The organism is Wenzhouxiangella sp. XN24 (assembly GCF_011064545.1).
In the GTDB taxonomy this organism is placed as follows: domain Bacteria; phylum Pseudomonadota; class Gammaproteobacteria; order Steroidobacterales; family XN24; genus XN24.
On record NZ_JAAMFG010000030.1, the window covers coordinates 158,048 to 178,287 of the forward strand.

Annotated in this window: 14 protein-coding genes; 8 read left to right on the forward strand and 6 right to left on the reverse strand. The window is 69.3% G+C overall.

Features of this window, described 5'->3' with window-relative positions; genetic code table 11:
* Positions 1 to 124 precede the first annotated feature (124 nt).
* Positions 125 to 3,655 carry an adenylate/guanylate cyclase domain-containing protein gene (locus tag G6032_RS06965; protein ID WP_165281417.1) on the forward strand — a complete coding sequence of 1,177 codons (3,531 nt, stop codon included), beginning with the start codon at positions 125 to 127 and terminating at the stop codon, positions 3,653 to 3,655.
* Positions 3,656 to 3,678: 23 nt separating this feature from the next.
* On the opposite strand, the gene G6032_RS06970 is transcribed toward G6032_RS06965, so the two are convergent.
* Together G6032_RS06970 and G6032_RS06975 are read right to left on the reverse strand one after the other, a co-directional pair.
* Complete coding sequence (locus G6032_RS06970; protein ID WP_165281418.1) at positions 3,679 to 4,380, reverse strand: NrdJb; 702 nt, start codon at positions 4,378 to 4,380, stop codon at positions 3,679 to 3,681.
* A 13-nt stretch (positions 4,381 to 4,393) separates the two neighbouring features.
* The gene (locus tag G6032_RS06975; protein ID WP_165281419.1) at positions 4,394 to 6,550 is read right to left on the reverse strand and encodes an adenosylcobalamin-dependent ribonucleoside-diphosphate reductase; all 2,157 of its coding nucleotides are present in this window, start codon (positions 6,548 to 6,550) and stop codon (positions 4,394 to 4,396) included.
* A gap of 437 nt (positions 6,551 to 6,987) precedes the next feature.
* Here G6032_RS06975 and G6032_RS06980 point away from each other — a divergent pair, with 437 nt between their 5' ends.
* Both G6032_RS06980 and G6032_RS06985 read left to right on the forward strand, forming a co-directional pair.
* The gene (locus tag G6032_RS06980; RefSeq protein WP_165281420.1) at positions 6,988 to 7,428 is read left to right on the forward strand and encodes an Hsp20/alpha crystallin family protein; all 441 of its coding nucleotides are present in this window, start codon (positions 6,988 to 6,990) and stop codon (positions 7,426 to 7,428) included.
* A gap of 140 nt (positions 7,429 to 7,568) precedes the next feature.
* Positions 7,569 to 8,942: a DegQ family serine endoprotease gene (locus G6032_RS06985; RefSeq protein WP_165281421.1), complete on the forward strand. Its 1,374-nt coding sequence runs from the start codon at positions 7,569 to 7,571 to the stop codon at positions 8,940 to 8,942.
* 47 nt (positions 8,943 to 8,989) lie between these two features.
* Here G6032_RS06985 and G6032_RS06990 read toward each other — a convergent pair whose 3' ends face one another.
* The gene (locus G6032_RS06990) at positions 8,990 to 9,805 is read right to left on the reverse strand and encodes a sulfite exporter TauE/SafE family protein (protein ID WP_165281422.1); all 816 of its coding nucleotides are present in this window, start codon (positions 9,803 to 9,805) and stop codon (positions 8,990 to 8,992) included.
* A 91-nt stretch (positions 9,806 to 9,896) separates the two neighbouring features.
* Between G6032_RS06990 and G6032_RS06995 the strand changes: the two genes are divergently transcribed.
* The 3 genes from G6032_RS06995 to G6032_RS07005 all read left to right on the forward strand — a co-directional run bounded on the left by G6032_RS06995 (position 9,897) and on the right by G6032_RS07005 (position 14,970).
* Entirely contained in the window at positions 9,897 to 11,852 is a 1,956-nt protein-coding gene (locus tag G6032_RS06995) for a transglycosylase SLT domain-containing protein (protein ID WP_165281423.1), read from the forward strand.
* A 188-nt stretch (positions 11,853 to 12,040) separates the two neighbouring features.
* Entirely contained in the window at positions 12,041 to 12,616 is a 576-nt protein-coding gene (locus G6032_RS07000; RefSeq protein ID WP_165281424.1) for an ECF-type sigma factor, read from the forward strand.
* On the forward strand, positions 12,613 to 14,970 hold the full coding sequence (locus G6032_RS07005) for a serine/threonine-protein kinase (protein WP_165281425.1): 2,358 nt from the start codon (positions 12,613 to 12,615) through the stop codon (positions 14,968 to 14,970). Before G6032_RS07000 ends, G6032_RS07005 begins: the two co-directional genes overlap by 4 nt.
* 66 nt (positions 14,971 to 15,036) lie before the next feature.
* Here G6032_RS07005 and G6032_RS07010 read toward each other — a convergent pair whose 3' ends face one another.
* A complete protein-coding gene (locus tag G6032_RS07010) occupies positions 15,037 to 16,116 on the reverse strand; it encodes an aminopeptidase (protein WP_165281426.1) in 1,080 nt (359 codons plus the stop codon).
* A gap of 54 nt (positions 16,117 to 16,170) precedes the next feature.
* Between G6032_RS07010 and G6032_RS07015 the strand changes: the two genes are divergently transcribed.
* Positions 16,171 to 17,415 carry a multifunctional CCA addition/repair protein gene (locus G6032_RS07015; RefSeq protein WP_165281427.1) on the forward strand — a complete coding sequence of 415 codons (1,245 nt, stop codon included), beginning with the start codon at positions 16,171 to 16,173 and terminating at the stop codon, positions 17,413 to 17,415.
* 47 nt (positions 17,416 to 17,462) lie between these two features.
* Here G6032_RS07015 and G6032_RS07020 read toward each other — a convergent pair whose 3' ends face one another.
* Both G6032_RS07020 and G6032_RS07025 read right to left on the reverse strand, forming a co-directional pair.
* Positions 17,463 to 18,260: an undecaprenyl-diphosphate phosphatase gene (locus tag G6032_RS07020; protein WP_165281428.1), complete on the reverse strand. Its 798-nt coding sequence runs from the start codon at positions 18,258 to 18,260 to the stop codon at positions 17,463 to 17,465.
* Between the two features lie 13 nt (positions 18,261 to 18,273).
* Complete coding sequence (locus G6032_RS07025; RefSeq protein ID WP_240902047.1) at positions 18,274 to 19,431, reverse strand: SAM-dependent methyltransferase; 1,158 nt, start codon at positions 19,429 to 19,431, stop codon at positions 18,274 to 18,276.
* Between the two features lie 42 nt (positions 19,432 to 19,473).
* On the opposite strand from G6032_RS07025, the gene G6032_RS07030 reads away from it, so the two are divergent.
* Positions 19,474 to 20,238: a pteridine reductase gene (locus tag G6032_RS07030; RefSeq protein WP_165281430.1), complete on the forward strand. Its 765-nt coding sequence runs from the start codon at positions 19,474 to 19,476 to the stop codon at positions 20,236 to 20,238.
* The last annotated feature ends 2 nt before the right edge of the window (positions 20,239 to 20,240 follow it).

The following is a 20,240-nucleotide window of genomic DNA, read 5'->3' on the forward strand; positions in this document are numbered from 1 at the left end:
TGCGCCCTATACTCGGATGCCAGAATCCAGCATCTGGATTCCTGGCGTCGACGGCTTTGGCCGATGCGCGCCCAACCTCACCCAATAGACGGGAGGCGGCGATGAGGACAGCTGGCAAACGCCGATGACGTGCCATTCCTGCGGCGTCGAGCTGCCGCACAACGCGAAGTTCTGCCCCGAATGCGGCACGGCCGTTGCCGTGCGGGCCTGTCCCGCATGCGGTATTCCGGCCGAGCGCGGCCGGTTCTGCATGGCGTGCGGCACGCCCATCGACGCGACGCACGCGCGGGCCACGCCCGCCACCGCGCAGCCCGTCACCGAGCGCAAGGTGACCTCGGTGCTGTTCGGCGACCTGGTGGGTTTCACCACCCTTTCGGAATCAAGGGACGCCGAGGATGTCCGTGAACTGCTGTCGGCCTACTTCGAACGTTGCCGCACGGTGATCGGTCGCTACGGGGGCACCGTCGAGAAGTTCATCGGCGATGCCGTGATGGCCGTGTGGGGGGTCCCCATCGCGCACGAGGACGATGCCGAGCGGGCGGTGCGCGCCGGCCTGGAGATCGTGACCGCAATCGCAGACATGGGCGCCGACCTGCAGGCTCCCGACCTGGCGATGCGCGTGGGCATCGTCACCGGGGAAGTGGCGGTCACGCTCGGCGCGACCGGCCAGGGGATGGTGGCCGGGGATGCGGTCAACACTGCCGCCCGGGTGCAATCAGCGGCGACGCCGGGACGGGTATGGGTGGACGACACGACCCGCTCGCTCAGCTCGGCCGCGATCTCTTTCGCCGATGCCGGAGCACAGATATTCAAGGGCAAAACGGAGCCGGTCCAGCTCTGGGAGGCCGGCACAGTGGTCGCCGACGTCGGCGGCCGGCACCGGATGGACGGCCTGGAAGCCCCGCTTATAGCGCGCGAGCGCGAGTTGCGCCTCGTGAAGGAGCTGTTCCACGCCGCCGACGAATCGGGTCGCCCGCGCCTGGTCGTGATCGACGGCGAGCCCGGCGTGGGCAAGTCACGACTCGCCTGGGAATTCGAAAAGTACACCGACGGGTTGACGGCCAGCACGTGGTGGCACCGCGGCCGGTGCCTCGCCTACGGTGACGGCGTCGCCTTCTGGGCCCTGGCCGAGACGGTGCAGGGCCGCCTGGGAGTGGCCGAGGGCGACGACCGGGCTGTCATCGCCCAGAAGCTCGACCAGGCCCTGGAGCGGTTCGTGCCCGATCGGACCGAGCGGGACTGGCTGCGCCCCCGCCTGGCGGTGCTGGTCGGGGTTGGCGGGAGCGGGTTCGCCCGCGAGGACCTGTTCGCCGCCTGGACCGCCTTCTTCGAATACCTGGCCGCCGACACGGCCGGTGACGGCGCCGCACCGGTCGTGCTGGTCATCGACGACGCCCAGCACGCCGACGAGGGACTGCTGGACTTCCTGGAGCACCTGCTCAACAACGCCACGGGCGCGGTGTTCGTACTTGCGCTGGCCCGCCCCGAACTCCTGGCGCGTCGCCCCGACCTCGGCGGCCGGCGGACCATCGTGATCCGGCTGGACCCGCTCGACGACGCCGCGATGGGGCGGCTGGTGGAAGGCCTCGTCGAGGGTCTCCCGCCCGCGACCCGGACCGCCCTGGTCGGACGGGCCGAGGGTATCCCGCTGTTCGCCGTGGAGACCATCCGGACCCTTGTAGACCGCGAAGCGGTGATCCGTCGTAACGGCCGCTACGTTCCTGCGGACGGCGTCGAGGTCGACCTCGATGCCATCGGCGCGCCCGCCTCGCTGCAGGCCCTGATCGCTGCCCGGCTCGACGCCCTGGACCCGACCGAGCGCCGGGTGGTCACCGACGCCAGCGTCCTCGGCGCGGCCTTCACGGGCGGCGGGCTGGCCAGCCTCGCAGCCGATGTGGACGACCTCGACAGCGTGCTGGAATCGCTGCGGCGCAAGGAGATCATCGTCCTGACCACGGACCGATTCTCCGCCGAGGCCGGGCAATACCGCTTCGTCCAGTCCATGGTCCGCCAGGTGGCCTACGGCACCCAGTCCCGCCGGGACCGCAAGCGGCGCCACCTGCTGGCGGCAGACTATCTCAGCGGTGAGCAGGAGGCGGCCGATCTCGCGGTGGTGATCGCCCAGCACCTGCTGGATGCGATCGATGCTTCCGGGGAAAAGGACTCCGATCGCGACGAACTGGCCCGGCGGGCCCTCGCCCTGCTGGAGGCCGGGGCCGCGCGGGCGCGCGCGCTCGGTTCGCATATCGAGGCACAACGCCACCTGGAGAAGGCCCTGGACCGTGCCGCCTCCATGGACCCGGCGGTCCTCGCAAGGATCCACCACGCGGCTGCTGGGGCGGCGCTGGATGCCGGGGACTACGCCGGCACGATCGATCACGCAAAGATGGCGACAAAGCTCTTCGACCAGCTCGAACAGCCGGTGGAGGCGGGGCGTGCAGCGGCGACCCACGCCATGGCCCTCTCGTGGCTGGGTGACAACGGCGGCGCGATCGGTATTGCGCAACCACGCTGGGAGGTCCTGCAGGCCAGGGGCGACGCCGATACCGCACTCCTTGCGCTGGCCAACTGCCTCGCTTTCGCCCACGCCGGGCTCGGGCGCTACCACGACATGGCGCCTTACGCGGATCGCGCCATGCTCATCGCCGAGGCGGCGAACGACCTGCATTCCCTGAGCCGTGCCATGCGCCAGATGGCCCGGTGCTACAGCGTCCGGGGCGCCCAGCTCTCGGCCCTGGCGCTCACCCAGGCAGCGGCACAGATCGCGCGGGACCAGGGGCTCTGGGACGCGCTGGCGATGGCGCTGGGCATCCAGGTCAGCATCCAGCTCACCCGGGACCTGGCCGGCGCGCTGGCCAACAGCGAGCAAGGGATGGCGGCAGCGCGGCGCGGCGGGGTGCGCGCGACCATCGACACCAGCCTCACCAACCAACTGCTCGCGCACTGGGTGGCCGGACGCCTGGCCGAAGCCCGCAACCTGCTCTCGTCATCCGCCGATGAGCCGAGGGACCCCACGTTACGCCTTGCCCTGCGCGGCATCTCCCGGTGGATCAACGTGGCGGCGGGTTCTCAGCAGGACGATCCCGCCAGCGCGGAACTGGAGGACGTCGAGAGCTTCGACGACGCGTATTCGCTCGCCTGGGCGGGCCACACGCGGATGCTGCAGGCCCTGGACAGTGGCAATACCGCCGCGGCCGCCCGGATCGCCGAGCGCACACTGCCCCACGTGCTGGCCGCCTTCGACCTGGCGGACGAGTTCGTGTTTCACTGGCCGGCCCTGGTCCTGGCCGCGCTGGCTGACGGCGATGCGGACCTGGCCGAGCGACTGATGGGGCCCGTCAGCATGGCGCGCGCCGCCCTTCCGCCTTACCTCGATGCCCAGCGGCTGCGGCTCCGAGGCCTTGTCCGCGCGGCTCGCGGCGACGACCCGGCTGAGATCGAAGCCGACCTGAGCGCCGGGGTACGCGGGCTGGCGAGCTTCGGCGCGGCAGGGGACGCCGCGCGGGCCGAAGAGGACCTCGCCTTCTGGCTGGCCTCGCAAAGGCGAACTGAGGAGGCCGAGCTGCTGCTCGCCCACGTTCGCGCCAGCTACGAAGAAATGGACGCTCGCGGCTGGCTGGCCCAGTTGGACAACCGGAGCCGGCTCGAGCACTGACAGGATTCAGGCCAGGCTGTCGCTCAGCCGCACTTCGAGTCGCCGCAGTTCAGGCAGGTCATGCAGCCGTCCATCATCACGACGGCCGTGGTGTTGCACTTGGCGCAGAGCTGCGCGCCCTCCGGGAACGGATTCTCGGCGAACGCGTCCTGCTGCGCGGCGCGGGCCTCGAACTCGGCGCGCTTCTGCTCGATCAGCGCGCGCTGGTGCTCGTCGAGCCCCGGCGAGGTCATCATGCCGATGCTGACGAGGTGCTTCTCGACCACTTCGCCGAGCTCGGCGATCAGCGAGGGCATGTACTTGCCGCCAGGCTTCCAGTAGCCGCCGCGCGGATCGAACACCGCCTTGAGCTCTTCCACCAGGAAGGTCACGTCACCGCCCTTGCGGAACACCGCGGACATGATCCGCGTCAGCGCGACGATCCACTGGTAGTGATCGAGGTTCTTCGAATTGATGAAGATCTCGAAGGGCCGCCGCGCCTCGTGCTTCGTGCCGTGGTTGAGCACGATGTCGTTGATGGTCACGTACATGGCGTGCTCGGCCACCGGCGGCTTGATCTTGTAGGTCGCGCCGACCAGCATTTCCGGACGCTCGAGCTTCTCGTGCATCCGGATGACCTTGCCCTCGGTGCCCTCCTCGACGCGCGGTTTCGCCGCCGCCGGCTTTTCCTCCGGCTTGGCGACGTGATACCCGACGATCTTCTTGCCTATCTTCTGTGCTGCCATTGCTGTGCGGTCCTCAAAACTTGCCGTAGTAACCTTCTTTCAGAGCGTCGAAGAGATTCGCGGCGGTGTGCATCTCGCCGTCGTATTCGACTTGCTCGTCACCCTTGAGTTCAACGGTCGAACCGTCCTCGAGCTCAAAGACGTAGGTCGTGTTTTTCAGGTCCTGCTCCTTCACGAGCACGCCCTGGAAAGCGGCCGGGTTGAAGCGGAAGGTCGTGCAGCCCTTGAGCCCCTGCTCGTAGGCGTACATGTAGATGTCCTTGAAATCCTCGTAGGGATAGTCCGTCGGCACGTTCGCCGTCTTGGAGATCGAGGAATCGACCCACATCTGCGCGGCGGCCTGGATATCGACATGCTGCCGCGGCGTGATGTCGTCCGCAGTGAGGAAATACTCCGGCAGCTTCTCTTCCGGGCGGTCCGAACCCGGCATCGCCCGCTCGTTGATGAGCGAGCGGTAGGCCAAAAGCTCGAAGGAGAACACGTCCACCTTCTCCTTGCTCTTGCGGCCCTCGCGGATCACGTTGCGGAAATAGTGATGGGCGAATGACGGCTCGATGCCGTTCGACGCATTGTTCGCCAGCGACAGCGAGATCGTGCCGGTGGGCGCGATCGAGCTGTGGTGGGTGAAGCGCGCGCCGACCTCTGCCAGTTCGTCCACGAGTTCCGGGTTCACGTCGGCGATGCGCTGCATGTAACGGCTGTAGCGGGCGTGCAGCACCCGGCCCTTGATCCGCGCGCCGACGCGCCAGCCGTCCGCGATCATTTCCGGGCGCTTGCGCAGCATCTCCTCGTTGACCTCGAACTCCTCTTCCATGATGGGCGCCGGTCCCTTTTCGCGGGCCAGTTCCAGCGCGCTCTCCCAGCCGGCCATCGCCAGCTCGCGCGCCACGTCCTGGGTGAAGGCGACGGACGCCTTGCTGCCGTACTTCATGCCGAGCATGGTGATGGTGGAGCCGAGCCCCAAAAAGCCCATGCCGTGGCGACGCTTGCGATAGATCTCGTCGCGCTGCGGGCCGAGCGGCAGGCCGTTGATCTCGACGACGTTGTCGAGGATCCGCGTGAACACCTTCACCACTTCGCGGAACTTGTCCCAGTCGAAGGACGCGTCCGGCTTGAAGGCGTCCACGATGAAGCGCGTCAGGTTCACCGAGCCCAGCAGGCAGGAACCATAGGGCGGCAGGGGCTGCTCGCCGCAGGGGTTGGTGGCGCGGATGTTCTCGCACCACCAGTTGTTGTTCATCTCGTTGACCCGGTCGATCAGCACGAAGCCGGGCTCCGCGAAATCGTAGGTGGAGGTCATGATGACGTCCCACACCCGCCGCGCCGGCAGGGTCTTGTAGACGCGACACGCCACCAGGCCGGCCTCGTTGCGCACCAGGTCGCCGTCGCCCGGCCACTCGCGCCAGACGATGGTCTCGGGGTCGTCGAGATCGATGCTGTCGTCCTTGAGTTCCTTGACGCTGATCGGGAAGGCGAGCCGCCACGGCTCGTCGTTGCTGACGGCGCGCACGAACTCGTCGGTGACCAGCAGCGAGAGATTGAACTGGCGGAGCCGCCCGTCCTCGCGCTTGGCGCGGATGAACTCCAGGGCGTCGGGGTGGCCGACGTCGAAGGTGCCCATCTGGGCGCCGCGCCGGCCGCCGGCGGACGACACCGTGAAGCACATCTTGTCGTAGATATCCATGAAGGACAGCGGGCCGGAGGTGTAGGCGCCGGCGCCGGACACGTAGGCGCCGCGGGGGCGCAGCGTCGAGAACTCGTAGCCGATGCCACAGCCGGCCTTCAGCGTGAGGCCCGCCTCGTGCACCTTGTCGAGAATGTCGTCCATCGAGTCGCGGATGGTGCCGGAGACGGTGCAGTTGATCGTCGAGGTGGCGGGCTTGTGGGCCAGCGCGCCGGCATTCGAGACGATCCGGCCGGCGGGGATGGCACCGTGGCGCAGTGCCCAGAGGAAACGCTCGTACCAGTGTTCACGGCGATCTTCGGGCTCGACGTCAGCGAGTGCACGGGCGATCCGCTGGTAGGTGTCGTCCATCGTCTGGTCAAGAACCGTTCCGTCCTTGGCCACCAGCCGGTACTTCTTCTCCCAGATGTCGAGGGATGCGGGCTGGAAAGGAATATCGTTGACCGACTCCACTGTAACCGCCTGTTCTTGCAACGCTGTATTCATTATGGCTCGTCCCCCCGGGCGCTCCTCGTGACCTGTTTTCAAATCCCTTTAGCGCCGCCCAAAAGGGGACGGCGTCCGCCACGCCGGACACAGCCGGGTGCCTGGCGGGCAAACACAATATGTTGTGTTACGGAGCCGTTAAGGTAAGGGCCTGAAGAGGTCATGTCAAGCACCGCTTGAATGGCGCCTGAAGGGCCTCGAATCATTAAATTACAGAGACTTAGATATGTTTTATAGAAATTTTCTATGAATGTTCGGCTATGGCGGGGGAAAAAACTTGTTCTGCGGTGCAACACAATATCTTGTGTTCCGTATTGCGTTGACATAATCGCAAAAAAGCCCTAGGCGAGACGCCCCGCGGCTCTTGAAAAAGCCATTTCGCCCCCAAATTGAGTGCTCATGAGACAACCCACAACCCCATACCAAGGAGGTGGACAATGAGCCTTGTTCGTTACCAACCCTGGGGGCTGATGCGCTCCCTGCACGAGGACCTGGATCGCCTGTTCGAGCAGCGGATGGGCATGGACGAGACCGCCGGCAGCGTCGCCAACTGGGTCCCGCCCGTGGACATCAGGGAAGAGGAGAACCGCTTCCTGCTGCATGCCGACATCCCCGGCGTGAAACCCGAGGACATCGAGGTCACGATGGAGAACGGCGTGCTGACGATCAGCGGGACCCGTGCGTCCGAGAAGAGCGAGGACGAGAACGGCTACCGCCGCGTGGAACGCATCACGGGACGCTTCTTCCGGCGCTTCACGCTGCCCGACACGGCCGACGCCGAGGGCATCAACGCCAAGAGCCACGACGGCGTGCTCGAGGTGATCATCCCGAAACACGAGCGGGTGATGCCGCGGCGGATCAGCGTGGAGGTCAACTGAGACCCTCGCGGGCCTGCCGCAGGCCGGCGGCGATGACGGGCGGGTGACGCCGCCCGTCATCGCCTATTCTTGGCAGGAAGGAACCTATGCCCGTTACTGGCCTCCAACCCCAGGTCATGCCCCAGGAGATACTGAGTCCCATGAAGTCACGCCCCCTCGCCGCGGTCGCGGCCGTACTCGCTCTCGCCGTCGCCACGCCGTTGCAGGCGCAGCTGCCTGCCATGGTCGACGGTTCCCCCCTGCCCTCGCTGGCGCCGATGGTGAAAAAGACGGCCCCGGCCGTCGTGAACATCGCGACCCGGGGCAGCGTCGAGGTGGGCGGCGGCCCCAACCCTTTTCTCGACGATCCTTTTTTCCGCCGCTTTTTCGACATGCCGGACCAGCCCCGCCAGCGTCGCCAGACCCGGAGCGCCGGTTCGGGCGTGATCGTCGATGCCCGCGAGGGCCTGGTGATCACCAACGCGCACGTCATCGACGGCGCGGAGGAAATCACGGTCACGCTGCAGGATGACCGCAGCTTCGAGGCCGAGGTGATCGGCGCCGACGCGGCCACCGACATCGCGCTGTTGCGAATCCCCGCCGAACGCCTCACACAGCTCGAGATCGCGGATTCCTCGCGCGCCGAAGTGGGCGATTTCGTGGTTGCGATCGGCAACCCCTTCGGCCTGGGGCACACCGTCACCTCGGGCATCGTCAGCGCGCTGGGTCGCTCCGGCATCAACCCGGAGGGCTACGAGGACTTCATCCAGACCGACGCGTCCATCAATCCCGGCAACTCGGGCGGCGCGCTGGTCAACCTGCGCGGCGAACTGGTCGGCGTGAACTCGGCCATCATCTCGCGCGGCGGCGGCAACATCGGCATCGGCTTCGCCATCCCGTCGAACATGGCGCGCTCGATCATGTCGCAGCTGCTCGAGTTCGGCGAAGTGCGCCGCGGCCTGCTCGGCGTGAACATCTACACCATCACCCCCGACATCGCCGAGGCCTACGGCGTGGAAGCCACGCAGGGCGCGCTGGTCTCGCAGGTGCTGCCTGACTCCGCCGCCGAAAAGGCCAAGATCGAGGTCGGCGACATCATCCGCAGCGTGGACGGCAAGGCCATCGACAGCGCCAACGAGCTGCGCAACGCCATCGGCCTCAAGCGCAGCGGCGAGTCGGTCGAACTGGAGGTCCTGCGCAACGGCAAGGAACGCAAGATCCGCGTCAAGCTGGGCGAGCAGGCGCGCCAGGAACAGGTGGCGGCCGAGGAGATCCACCCGGGCCTGCAGGGCGCGGAGCTGGAGACCCTCACGCCCGGGTCGGACAACTATGACGGGCGGCCCGGCGTGCTGGTGGCGGCCGTCGAGCCGAACAGTCCGGCCGCGCAGCGCGGCTTGCGGCCCGGTGACGTGATCGTGGGGGTGAATCGTCGGGCGGTGAGTAACCTGGAAGAGTTGCGCGATGCCGCCAGCGGCCAGTCGCTGCTGCTCAACCTGCGCCGCGGCAACACCAGCCTCATCCTGCCGATCCGCTGAGCGACGGCAGCGCCCCGGCCAGCACCGGCCGGGGCGCCATTCCAGGTCTAGTGGCCGCCGACCAGCATGTCGGCGGCCACGACCAGCAGCAGCACGGCGAACAGCCGGCGCAACTGCAACACCGGGAGCCGGTGCGCGAGCCGCGCGCCGAGTGGCGCGGTCACCATGCTCGCCAGCGCGATCACCGCGATCGCCGGCCAGTACAGGTAACCGGTGGCGAGCGCCGGCGAGGCCGCGGACTGGCCCGCAAGCCCGTAACCGAGCGCACCCGAGAGCGCCACCGGCAAGGTGCAGGCGGCCGCCGTGCCCACCGCCATGCGCATCGGTACCGAATGGAACACCAGGTACGGCACGGTGAGCACGCCGCCGCCGATCCCGCCGAGCGCCGAAACGGTGCCGATCACCGTGCCGGCCGCCAGGTTGCGCGGCCAGCGCGGCAACGGCCCGTGCGCCACCGGCTCGATCTTCGGCGCGAAGCCGATCTGCAGCGCCATGACGATGGCGAACAGGCCGAACACGATCTCCAGCGAGCGGGTCGCCAGCGCATCGGCCAGCCATGCGCCGCACAACGCACCGATCACGACGCCCGGCGCGAGGCTGCGCACCGCGGGCCACAGCACCGCCCCGTAACCATGGTGAGCGCGCAGGGAGGACAACGCCGTGAACACGATCACCGCCAGCGAACTGCCGAGGGCGACGTGCATGCGCGCCGCGGGTTCCACCGCCACCAGGCCCGCCGCGAACACGGCGCTCAGGGCGGGAACGATCACGAGCCCCCCGCCGATGCCGAACATTCCCGCCAGCAACCCGGACAGCGCGCCGATGGCAGGAAAAACAAGCAGGATCGCGAACAGCGAAGGCATGGCGCGGACCGGTTGTCTATAACTGAGCGGCGAGCATAATGCTTACATCCCGGAGCCGCGAGGCCCGTCACCCGAGTAACGTACCACCACCATGCCATTGATCGCCCTGTGCACCGCCCTGCTGCTCTCGCTGGCCACCCCGGCGACGGCCGCCGCAACCCTCGACAGCCAGCGTGATGCCTTTCGCGCAGGGCTGGCCCATGCCGAGGCCGGCCGCTGGGATCGCGTCGAGCCCGAGCTGGCGGCGCTGCAGGGCTACCCGCTGCTGCCGGACCTGCGCGCCGCCTTCCTGCGCAGCCGGCTCGGCCGGGTGGATGACGCCGAGGTCCGGGCATTCCTGGCCGCGCATCCCGAGCTCGGCTTCAGCGATGGCCTGCGGCGGCAATGGGCCCATTCCCTGGCCCGGCGCGGCGCCTGGGGCGACTACCTCGAGGTGTACGAGCAGCACTACGCCACACGCAACGACACGACCCTGGATTGTCACGCGTTCACCGCGCGGCTGCGCCGCGGCGCGACCGCGGGGCTGGCCGAGGCGGCGCTGGCGCGCTGGTTGTCCCCCGTGAGCCAGCCTGAGGCCTGCGATCCCGCCTTCGAGTGGCTGGCGGCACAGCGTGAACTGACCGACGAGCGACGGCGGCAACGCATGACCCTGGCGCTCGAGGTGGGCGAGTTCCGCCTCGCACGCTGGCTGGCGCGGCCTTTGGGCGACGCCGCGGTGGCGGAAGTCGATCGCTGGTCGCGAATCCATGCCGATCCGGTGACCCGCCTGGGGGCCCCGGACGACTGGCGCGACACGCCGCGCGAGCGGGCGTTGCTGCTGTACGGTTTCCAGCGACTGGCGAGCGCCGAGCCCGAACTGGCGGCGCGCCGCTGGCCGGCGTTTCGTGCGACCTTCGCCTTCGAGGACGCCGAGCGCGCCCTGGTCGATCGGCGCATCGCGCTGGTCCACGCGTGGCGTCACCTGCCGGGCGCCGCGGACTTGCTGGCCACATTGCCGGCGGACAGCCACGACGCCGATACGCGTACCTGGGCGGTGCGCCTCGCGATTCGTGCGCAGGACTGGCAAGCCGTCGAGGCGGGACTGGCGCGACTCGACGCCGGCACGGCCGCAGAGCCGGTGTGGCGCTACTGGCAGGCCCGCATGCTGGAGGCCACGGGCCGCGCACCGGCGGCCCGGCCGGTCTACGCGGCGCTCGCGACGGAGCGCGGCTACTACAGCTTCATGGCGGCGGACCGGCTGGACGCGGACTACAACTGGCAGCACGCCGACACGGCGCCCGACGAAGCGATGCTGGCCGCGCTGGCGCGCCGACCCGACCTGGTGCGTGCCAGGGAACTGTTCCACGTCGGCCTGGAGAATCACGGCCGCATCGAGTGGCAGCGCGCCGTGGCGCGTCTCGCCCCGCCGGAGCGGGCCCAGGCGGGGATTCTCGCCAAGCGCTGGGGCTGGTACTCGCGTGCCATCACGGCCGCCACGGGCGCCGGGCTGGTCAATGATCTCGACCTGCGTTTCCCGCTGCCCTGGCGTCCGCTGATCGAGGCGCAGAGCGCGCGCGCGGGCATCAGCAGCGCGTGGGTCTACGGTGTCACGCGCAGCGAGAGCCTGTTCATGCCCGACGCCAGCTCCGGCGCCGGCGCCATCGGCCTTATGCAGCTCTTGCCGGCCACGGGACGCCAGACCGCGCCGCAGGCGGGCGTGAGTTTCCGCGGCTACCAGACACTGCTCGACCCCGAGACCAACGTCGCGCTCGGCACGACCTACCTCGCCGAGATGCTGGCGCGCTTCGGCAATCACCGGGTGCTCGCCACCGCCGCCTACAACGCCGGCCCGAACCGCGTGGACCGCTGGCTGCCGGACGACGCGTCGCTGCCGGCCGACGCCTGGGTGGACTCGATGCCTTATCGCGAGACGCGCGGCTATGTGCAGCGCGTCCTTGCCAGCGAGGCGGTCTTCCAGTGGCGCATGTCGGGCCAGACGGTGCGCATCACCGAGGCCATGCAGCCGGTACCGCCGCGGGCCGGATCAGCTGCGGGAGTTGCACCCTAGCGGCCTCCCGCTATGGCTCGCGTCATCGTGTCCGGACCAGGCTATAGCGCGACGCATGCCGCGTGCGGGCCGCGTCGTCGTCCAGAGAATTGAGACACAGGCCGAGGGTCTGTAACCGTGGGTCTGCTAGTCTCTCGCTGGGCGAAAGTCCCGCGGGACTGATCGCCGACGGACCGGGGAATTGCTCGATGGGCGACGTGACCGTACTGCTGCGCAAGTTGAACGCCGGCGATCTCGCGGCGCGCGAGACGCTGTTGGCGCTGATCTACAGCGAATTGACGGCGATCGCCGCACGCCACCTCGCCGGGGAACGCCATGAGCGTGAACTCGAGCCGCAGGCACTGGTGCACGAGGGCTGGCTGCGCATGGTGGAGCTGAAGCGGATCACCTGGCAGGACCGGGAACACTTCCTCGCCATGGCCGCGCGCGTGATGCGCCAGGTGCTCGTGGACGCGGCGCGCAAGCGCAACGCCGCCAAGCGCGATGGCGGGCTGCAGGTGACGCTGAGCGGGCTGGCGGCATTCGAACCCGACTCGAACACCGACGTGTTGCAGCTGCACGAGGCGCTCGAACGGCTCGCCGAGATCGACCCGCGGCGCGCCGAACTCGTCGAGCTGCGCTACTTTGGTGGCCTCACCATCGAGGAAATCGCCGAGTTCGTCGGCAGCTCGCCCGCCACCGTGAAGCGAAACTGGGACGTGGCGCGCGGCTGGCTGTTTCGCGCCATGACCACCGACGCCGATGAAGGCGCGGATCCACGATGAGCGAGGACGGGCGTGCGCAACGCGTGCTCGCGCTTTGCGACGAGGCCCTTGCGCTGGCTCCGTCCGAGCGCGGCGCGTTCCTCGACGACGCCTGTGCGGGTGACGAGCTGCTGCGCGCCGCGGTGGACTCGCTCATCCAGGCTGTCACGGAGGCCGGCAGTTTTCTCGATCCCGAGCCGGCAGCGGTCGATGCACGGCAACGACTCGGTACGCGCGTCGGCGCATTCACGATCATCGAGCCCCTGGGTGAGGGCGGGATGGGCACGGTCTACCTCGCCGAGCGCCAGGCCGAAAACTACACCCAGCGCGTCGCCATCAAGATCATCCGCGGCCAGCTCGCCAGCCGTGATGTGCTGGAGCGATTCGATGAAGAGCGACGCATCCTCGCGGGCCTCAACCATCCCTACATCGCCGGGCTGATCGACGCCGGAACGACCGACGACGGCGCGCCGTATCTCGTCATGGAATACGTCGAGGGCGTACCGATCGACCAGTTCTGCGACGAGCGGCGCCTCGACATCCCGGCGCGGCTGCGGCTCCTGATCAAGGTCATGCTGGCCGTGCAGGCCGCGCACCAGAATCTCGTCGTGCACCGCGATCTTAAGCCTTCCAACGTGCTGGTCACCCGCGACGGGCTCCCCAAGCTGCTGGACTTCGGCATCGCCAAGCTCACCGCCACCACCGACCAGCAGGCGACGGCCAACCTGACGATGCTCTGGGGCCAGGCGATGACACCGAATTACGCCAGCCCGGAACAAATCCTCGAGGCGCGCGCCACCACGGTGAGCGACGTCTACTCGCTGGGCGTGCTCGCTTACCAGCTGCTCACCGGGCAGCTGCCCTACCGCGTCGATGGGCGCAGCCAGCGCGACCTTGTTCGCGCGGTGGAAACGCTGACCATTCCTCGCCCAAGCAGCCGGCTGTCGCCTCCCTGCGAACCCGCGATCGCGCGCGACGTCGCTGCGCGTCGCGGTCTTGCGCCGGCACGACTCGCGGCGACTTTGGCCGGCGACCTGGACAACATCCTGCTGATGGCGTTGCGTGCAGAACCCGAAAGACGCTACGGCTCGGTGGCCCAGTTCGCCGAAGATCTCGGCCGTTACCTGGACGGCCGGCCGGTCGCGGCGCGCGCCGATGCCTTTGGCTACCAGGCCGGCAAATTCCTGCGCCGCCACTGGCTGTCGCTGGGTGCAGTGAGTGCCCTCGTGCTGTCACTGGCGGCCGGCCTGCTGAGCTTCGCCTGGCAGGCGGAACAGGCACGTGCGGAGCGCGACCGCACGCTGAAGGTCAACGAGTTCCTGCAGGATATCCTGCTGGAGGCCGACCCCTACTCGGCCGGCGCCGATGTCACCGTTCGCGACGTGCTGCGCAAGGCGGACGAGATGATCACCGCCCGCTTCACTGGCCTGCCGGACCTCGAGGCCCCACTGCGCCGGACCATCGGCTACACGCAGCTCGGGCTGCACGAGCTCGACGCGGCAGAGGCGAACCTCGAGCGAGCCTACGCCTTGAACCTGGAACTCTATGGGGCGGACGACACGCGGAGCCGGCAAACCCTTTCGGACCTGGGCTGGCTGGCCTCGCAGCGCGGGGATTTCGAGCTCGCTCGCGAGCGCTATGGCCAAGCGCTGGCCGCACGCGCCGACGCCACGCCAACAGAGTTCGACCTCCAGCTGGCCAACGATTTCTCGGTGGTGCTGAACGATTTCGGCGCCTCGGCGGAAAGCCTTGCCCTGCTGCAAACCGCAGAGGCCGCATTGACGCACCTCGCTGTCGAGCAGGGGTTGCGCCAGAGCCTTTTGATCAACCTCGGATTGACGCATCACGACCTCGGTCAACTCGAGACCGCGGAACAGTACTATCGGCGCGCCATCGAGGCCGATCCCGAGCCGGACGGCGACGGGAACCAGATACAACGGGCGACGCTACTGAACAACCTCGGTTCGCTCCTCGGCGCCCAAGGGCGGCATGAAGAAGCGCTCGCGCTGTTCCGTGAATCCCTCGGCGTGCGCCAGCGAGTGGTGGGCGACCTGCATGGCTCCACCGCGATCGCTCACCTCCAGCTTGGTCGGATGTTGCTCGACCTCGGCAGGACCGCAGATGCTCGCCCACATGTCATGGCCGCAGTCGAAATCTCGCGCGCGGTGCTCCCCGGGGAAAGCCGGCAAGTGATCTACGCGGAAGCACTGCGCGCCCGACTCGCCCACGAGGAAGGCGATTCCGCGAGCGCTGCTGCAGGACTTGCAGAGGCCTTGGACCGCTTGCACGCCACGAACTCGAATCCTGACACGATCGAACTGGTGGCCCGGTGGCTGGATGTCGTTACGGATGAAAATACGGGTGCAGCCGACTGAGCGGCTGCACCCTTGTCTCCTCAGGCCGCCGGGCATCCCTCATCCGCGTGTCCCCGGCGGGCAGACCTACCTCGTAGGGTCGCCGCCGGGTTCCGCGGCGATCGCCAGCAGACGCCTGAACTCGGCATCACGCGATTCACGCGGCATCGCCGCCAGCGCCCCGCAGGCGGCGTAGAAATCCGCCAGCTCGCCGTCGGCCTGGTGCAGCAGCAGGCGGAAGGCCGGCACGAGGCCGCGATAGGTCGCCGAGGGGATCAGGCGCGCATTGTTGAGCGGCGCCGCGAACCAGCGGTCGTAGCCGGGCCAGCCGTCCCAGCCGGCTTTCAGCGCCGCGTACTCGGCTTCCAGCTGGGCGAAGGCCGCTTCCTTGTCGGCGCGCATCTCCGCCGGCGGCGACTCGGTCTCGTAGATCGCCTGCAGGCGCGCCCGTGTCCGCGCGAGCAGCAGTTCGAACGCGGCCGCGCGTTCGCGCCGCGTCTCCCACTCGGCGAGCGCCGCGTCGCGTCCGTCCTGGCCCAGCCAGCGTCGCACGCCCACCTCCTCGACCGTGGTGGCGAAGGCCTCGTTGAAGGCCGAATCGTCGTCGACGTAGAGCTGCTGGTGCGCGAGCTCGTGGAACAGCACGCCCGCAAGGCGCGCGTCGTCCGGATACAGCATGGTGGAGAGCACCGGGTCCGCGAAGCGGCCCAGCGTCGAGTAAGCGGCCGCGCCGCCGACCCACGTGTCATAGCCCTCCGCGGCATACTGCGCCGCCGTCCGCTCGGCGTCTTCGCGGTCGAAGTAGCCGCGATAGACGACGCAACCCGCCACCGGGAAACACCAGGTCTTCGGCTGCAGGGAGAACTCGGGCGCCGCGAACACATTGAACACGACGGCGGAACGCTCCAGCTGGACGTAGGAGGTGTAACTCCCGTTGTCGGGCAGGCCGAGCTCCGTGATCGCAAACTCGCGGGCGTCCTGCACCACTGCGAGCCGCTCGCGCACCCATTCGGGGGTTGCCGGATCGGCCATGACCGTGTCGATCGGTTCGCGCGCCGCCATCAGGCCGAGATGGCCCGACACGGCCTGGCCGTAATAGGCCAGGGTGCCGCAGCCGGCCAGCGGCAGGCAGCCGATGAGCAACAGGATTCCAGCCAGGCGACGCACGCGACAACGATAACAGTCCGCGGTGCGCCGCGGCAGTGACGCTACAATGCGCCCATGGACAAGTACCTGGTCGGTGGCGCCGTGCGCGACGAACTGCTCGGACTCCCCGTCGCGGAACGCGACTGGGTGGTGGTCGGCGCCACGCAGGAACAGATGGAGGCGGCCGGCTACCGGCCCGTCGGGCGGGACTTCCCCGTGTTCCTGGACCCGGAGAGTCATGACGAAGTGGCGCTCGCGCGCACCGAGCGCAAGACCGCCCCGGGCTACCGGGGGTTCGCGGTGAACGCCTCGCCGGAGGTCACGCTCGAGGAGGACCTGCAGCGCCGCGACCTGACCGTCAACGCGATGGCCCGCGCACCGGACGGCGAGCTCATCGATCCGTGGGGCGGGAGAAGCGATCTCGAGGCGCGCCAGCTGCGCCACGTCTCGCCGGCGTTCTCAGAGGACCCGGTGCGGATCCTGCGCACCGCCCGCTTCGCCGCACGCTTTCGCGAGCTCGGCTTCACCGTCGCGCCGGACACCCTGCAACTGATGCGCGACATGGTCGCGGCGGGCGAGGCGGATGCGCTGGTGCCCGAGCGGGTCTGGCAGGAGACGCGCCGCGCGCTGGAGACGGCGCGCCCCGACGTATACCTCGAGGTGTTGCGCGACTGCGGTGCGCTGGCCGCCGTGTTCCCGGAGATCGACGCCCTGTTCGGCGTGCCGCAGCCGGCGCGCTGGCACCCGGAAATCGACACCGGGATCCACATGCTGCTGTGCATGCGCGCCGCCGTCCGCCTGGGACTGGACACCGAGACGCGCTTCGCGGTGCTGCTGCACGATCTCGGCAAGGGCACCACGCCGGCCGCCAGCTGGCCCGCGCATCACGGCCACGAGGAACGCAGCGTGACGCTTGCACGGCGCCTGTGCGAGCGGCTGCGCGTGCCGGGCAGCTATCGCGAGCTGGCGGAGATCGTGGCGCGCTATCACGGCCTGTGTCATCGCGCGGCCGAATTGCGCCCCGCCACGGTGCTGAAGCTCCTGGAAGGCACCGACGCCCTGCGGCGCCCGGAGCGCTTCGAGAAATTCCTGCTCGCCTGCGAGGCCGACCTGAAGGGCCGCACGGGTCTCGAGGACGCGCCCTATCCGCAGGCAGCGCTGTTGCGCCGCGCGCTGGCGGCCGCCGGGGGCGTGGATGTCCGGCCGCTGGTGGCCGAGGGACTCGCCGGCGAGCAGTTGCGCAACCGGCTGCGCGCCCTGCGCAGCGAGGCGATCGCCGCGGCCTGCCCGCGCGCCGCACCGCCGGCGGCCGAGGCGTAGATCCGGGGCTCACGCGTAGATCCGGGGCTCACGCGAACATCCGCGGCTCAGGCGTAGATCCAGACGAGCACCGCCGCCAGCAACAGCCGATAGACCGCGAACGGCGCCAGGCCGATGCGCCCCAGCAGGGCGATGAAACCGCGGATGGTCAGGTAGGCGACCACCCCCGAGACCAGCGTCCCCAGCGACAGCGCCAGCCAGTCGGCGGGCACCGGCGAGCGCACCAGCTTGAGCGACTCGTAGCAGGTCGCGGCGAGGATCACGGGAATCGACAGCAGGAAGGAGAAGCGCGCGGCCGCCTGGCGCTCCAGGCCGAGAAACAGCGCGGCGGTGATGGTGATGCCGGAGCGTGAAGTGCCGGGCACCAGCGCCAGCGCCTGGGCGAGGCCGACGATCAGCGCGTCGCGCCAGCCGATGCTGCTCTCGGGACGCTGGTTGCTGCCGCGCGCGTCCGCCACCCACAGCAGCACGCCGAAGCCCGCGGTCGTCGCCGCGATGACCAGCGGCGAGCGCAGCGCGGTGCTGATGTAGCCGCCGAACAGCCCCCCGGCGACGACCGCCGGGATCGTGCCCAGCACCACGAACCAGGCGAGATCGGATTCCCGCGTGCGCGTCCCGCCGCGCAGCGTGCCGAGCGCATCGCGGATCATCGGCCACAGCTCGTGGCGAAAATAGAACACCACCGCGCCGAGCGTGCCGACATGCGTGGCGACGTCGAAGGCCAGGCCCTGGTCCTCCCAGCCCAGCAACACCGGCACCAGAACGAGATGGCCGGAGCTCGAGATCGGCAGGAACTCCGTCAGCCCCTGGATGAAGGCGAGTGCTATCGCGTGCAGCGGATCCATGCGTCGTCGTCTCCTAGAGCCGGTTCGCCAGGTCGAGCAGGCCGAACCCCGCCAGCGGCGGACCGAGGTCCCGGCTCAGGCCGATGACCCGGAAACGCTCGCCGAGTTCGCCCGGCAACAGCAGCCGCTTGGCCTGCTGCACCTCGGCGATCCCCGCCGCATCATGCCCGGTCGCCTGCAGCATGGCGTCGATGCCGTTGCCCGACAGGAAAGCGGCCTGCGTCGTGTAACCCTCGAGCTCCAGGCCCGCCGCGACCCCAGCTTCGGCGATCGCGGTGAAATCCACCCACGCGCTGAGGTCCTGCAGGCCCGGCCAGAAGAACGGGTCGCCATGCGCGCGATGCCGGTAGTGGCAGATCAGCGTGCCGTCCGGCCGCTCGGGGCCGTAGAGCTCGCGGCGCGGCAGGCCGTAGTCGATGACCAGCAGCAGGCCGGCGGCCAGGCTGTCGGCGAGGCTGCGCACCCAGGCATGCAGCATCGGCGAGAACTCGGCCCGGTGGCCTTCCGGAAATGCCTCGCCCAGCTCGATTTCGAGCGCATGGATCACACCCGCGAATTCCGGCTCCGGCGGCAGCAGGGTCCAGGCGAAACCCGCGCCCTCGCTCTGCACGCCGAGGCGGCGCGGCTCGCCCTGGTGGATCGTGAAGCGTTCCACCGGCAGCGCGTCGGCCACCTCGTTGGCGAGGATCACGCCGCGAAACTCCCGCGGCAGGGCATCCAGCCAGCGGACGCGCTCGCCCAGCCGCGATCGCTGCCGGTCACGCAACTCGGCGCTCGGCTCGAGCATGCGCCAGTCGAGCTCCGCCTCCGCCAGTGCCGCCTCGGCGAGGGCGCCGCTGCCGCCGCCGAGCTCGAGCACCGCGCCGCCGCCAATGGCCTCCAGCACCGCCTCGACCTGGCGCGCGATGCAGCGGCCGAACAGCGGCGAGATCTCCGGCGCGGTGGTGAAGTCACCGGTCGGGCCCAGCTTGGACGCCCCCCCGCTGTAGTAGCCCAGCTCCGGCGTGTACAGGACCCGCTCCATGTAGCGGCTGAAGCTGATCGCCCCGCCGGCGCGAATGATCTCCTCGTGCAGGCTGTCCGCGAGCGCGGCGCTGCAGGCCCGGGCCTCGGGCCCGGGGTCGGGGATCGATGGAGATGGGGAATACAGTGGCGGCAAAGTTCGCGACAATGGCGTCGCGCGGGCGGCGACGGGAAAGCGGGGGAATCGTACATGAGCAATGACAACACCGGCTACCGGGCGCTGGCGGGCCGCACGGCACTGGTCACCGGCGGCGCGCGGCGTCTCGGCGCGGCGATCGCCACCGCCTTCCATGCCGCCGGGGCGAACGTCGTGGTGCATTACCGCGCCTCGGACGCCGACGCGAGGGCGCTGGCCGCCGGCCTCGATGCCGTCCGGCCCGGCGCCACGGCCCTGCTGCAGGGCGACCTGCTGGACGCGGCCGCCCTGCCGGAGCTCGCGGCGCGCGCGGCCGCCGCCTTCGACGGGCTCGACATCCTGGTGAACAACGCGTCCAGCTTCTATCCGACGCCCGTCGGCACCATCAGCCTCGAGCAATGGGACGACCTGGTCGGCAGCAACCTGCGTGCGCCGCTGTTTTTGTCCCAGGCGGCCGCGCCGTGGCTGCGGCGCGACGGCGGGCTGATCATCAACATGCTCGACGTGCACGCGCGCCGGCCCTTGCCCGGCCATCCGGTGTACTGCGCCGCGAAGGCGGGGCTCGAGATGCTGACCTACGCGCTGGCCGGCGAGCTCGGCCCGGAGATCCGCGTCAACGGCATCGCGCCGGGGGCGATCCTGTGGCCGGAAAGCGGCGTCCCGGACGAGGAGAAGGCCGCCACCGTCGCCGGCATCGCGCTCGGACGCACCGGTTCACCGGCGGACATCGCCGCCTGTGCGCTGTACCTCGCCGCCGAGGGCCGCTACGTCAACGGCCAGGTCATCGCCGTGGACGGCGGGCGGCACCTCGGCTTTTGACA

Bases quoted from the DNA above. Each gene is read 5' to 3' on its own strand.
- G6032_RS06965 (WP_165281417.1), top strand. From the start codon at position 125: ATGACGTGCCATTCCTGCGGCGTCGAGCTGCCGCACAACGCGAAGTTC.
- G6032_RS06970 (WP_165281418.1), bottom strand. From the start codon at position 4,380: ATGGCAGCACAGAAGATAGGCAAGAAGATCGTCGGGTATCACGTCGCC.
- G6032_RS06975 (WP_165281419.1), bottom strand. From the start codon at position 6,550: ATGAATACAGCGTTGCAAGAACAGGCGGTTACAGTGGAGTCGGTCAAC.
- G6032_RS06980 (WP_165281420.1), top strand. From the start codon at position 6,988: ATGAGCCTTGTTCGTTACCAACCCTGGGGGCTGATGCGCTCCCTGCAC.
- G6032_RS06985 (WP_165281421.1), top strand. From the start codon at position 7,569: ATGAAGTCACGCCCCCTCGCCGCGGTCGCGGCCGTACTCGCTCTCGCC.
- G6032_RS06990 (WP_165281422.1), bottom strand. From the start codon at position 9,805: ATGCCTTCGCTGTTCGCGATCCTGCTTGTTTTTCCTGCCATCGGCGCG.
- G6032_RS06995 (WP_165281423.1), top strand. From the start codon at position 9,897: ATGCCATTGATCGCCCTGTGCACCGCCCTGCTGCTCTCGCTGGCCACC.
- G6032_RS07000 (WP_165281424.1), top strand. From the start codon at position 12,041: ATGGGCGACGTGACCGTACTGCTGCGCAAGTTGAACGCCGGCGATCTC.
- G6032_RS07005 (WP_165281425.1), top strand. From the start codon at position 12,613: ATGAGCGAGGACGGGCGTGCGCAACGCGTGCTCGCGCTTTGCGACGAG.
- G6032_RS07015 (WP_165281427.1), top strand. From the start codon at position 16,171: ATGGACAAGTACCTGGTCGGTGGCGCCGTGCGCGACGAACTGCTCGGA.
- G6032_RS07020 (WP_165281428.1), bottom strand. From the start codon at position 18,260: ATGGATCCGCTGCACGCGATAGCACTCGCCTTCATCCAGGGGCTGACG.
- G6032_RS07030 (WP_165281430.1), top strand. From the start codon at position 19,474: ATGAGCAATGACAACACCGGCTACCGGGCGCTGGCGGGCCGCACGGCA.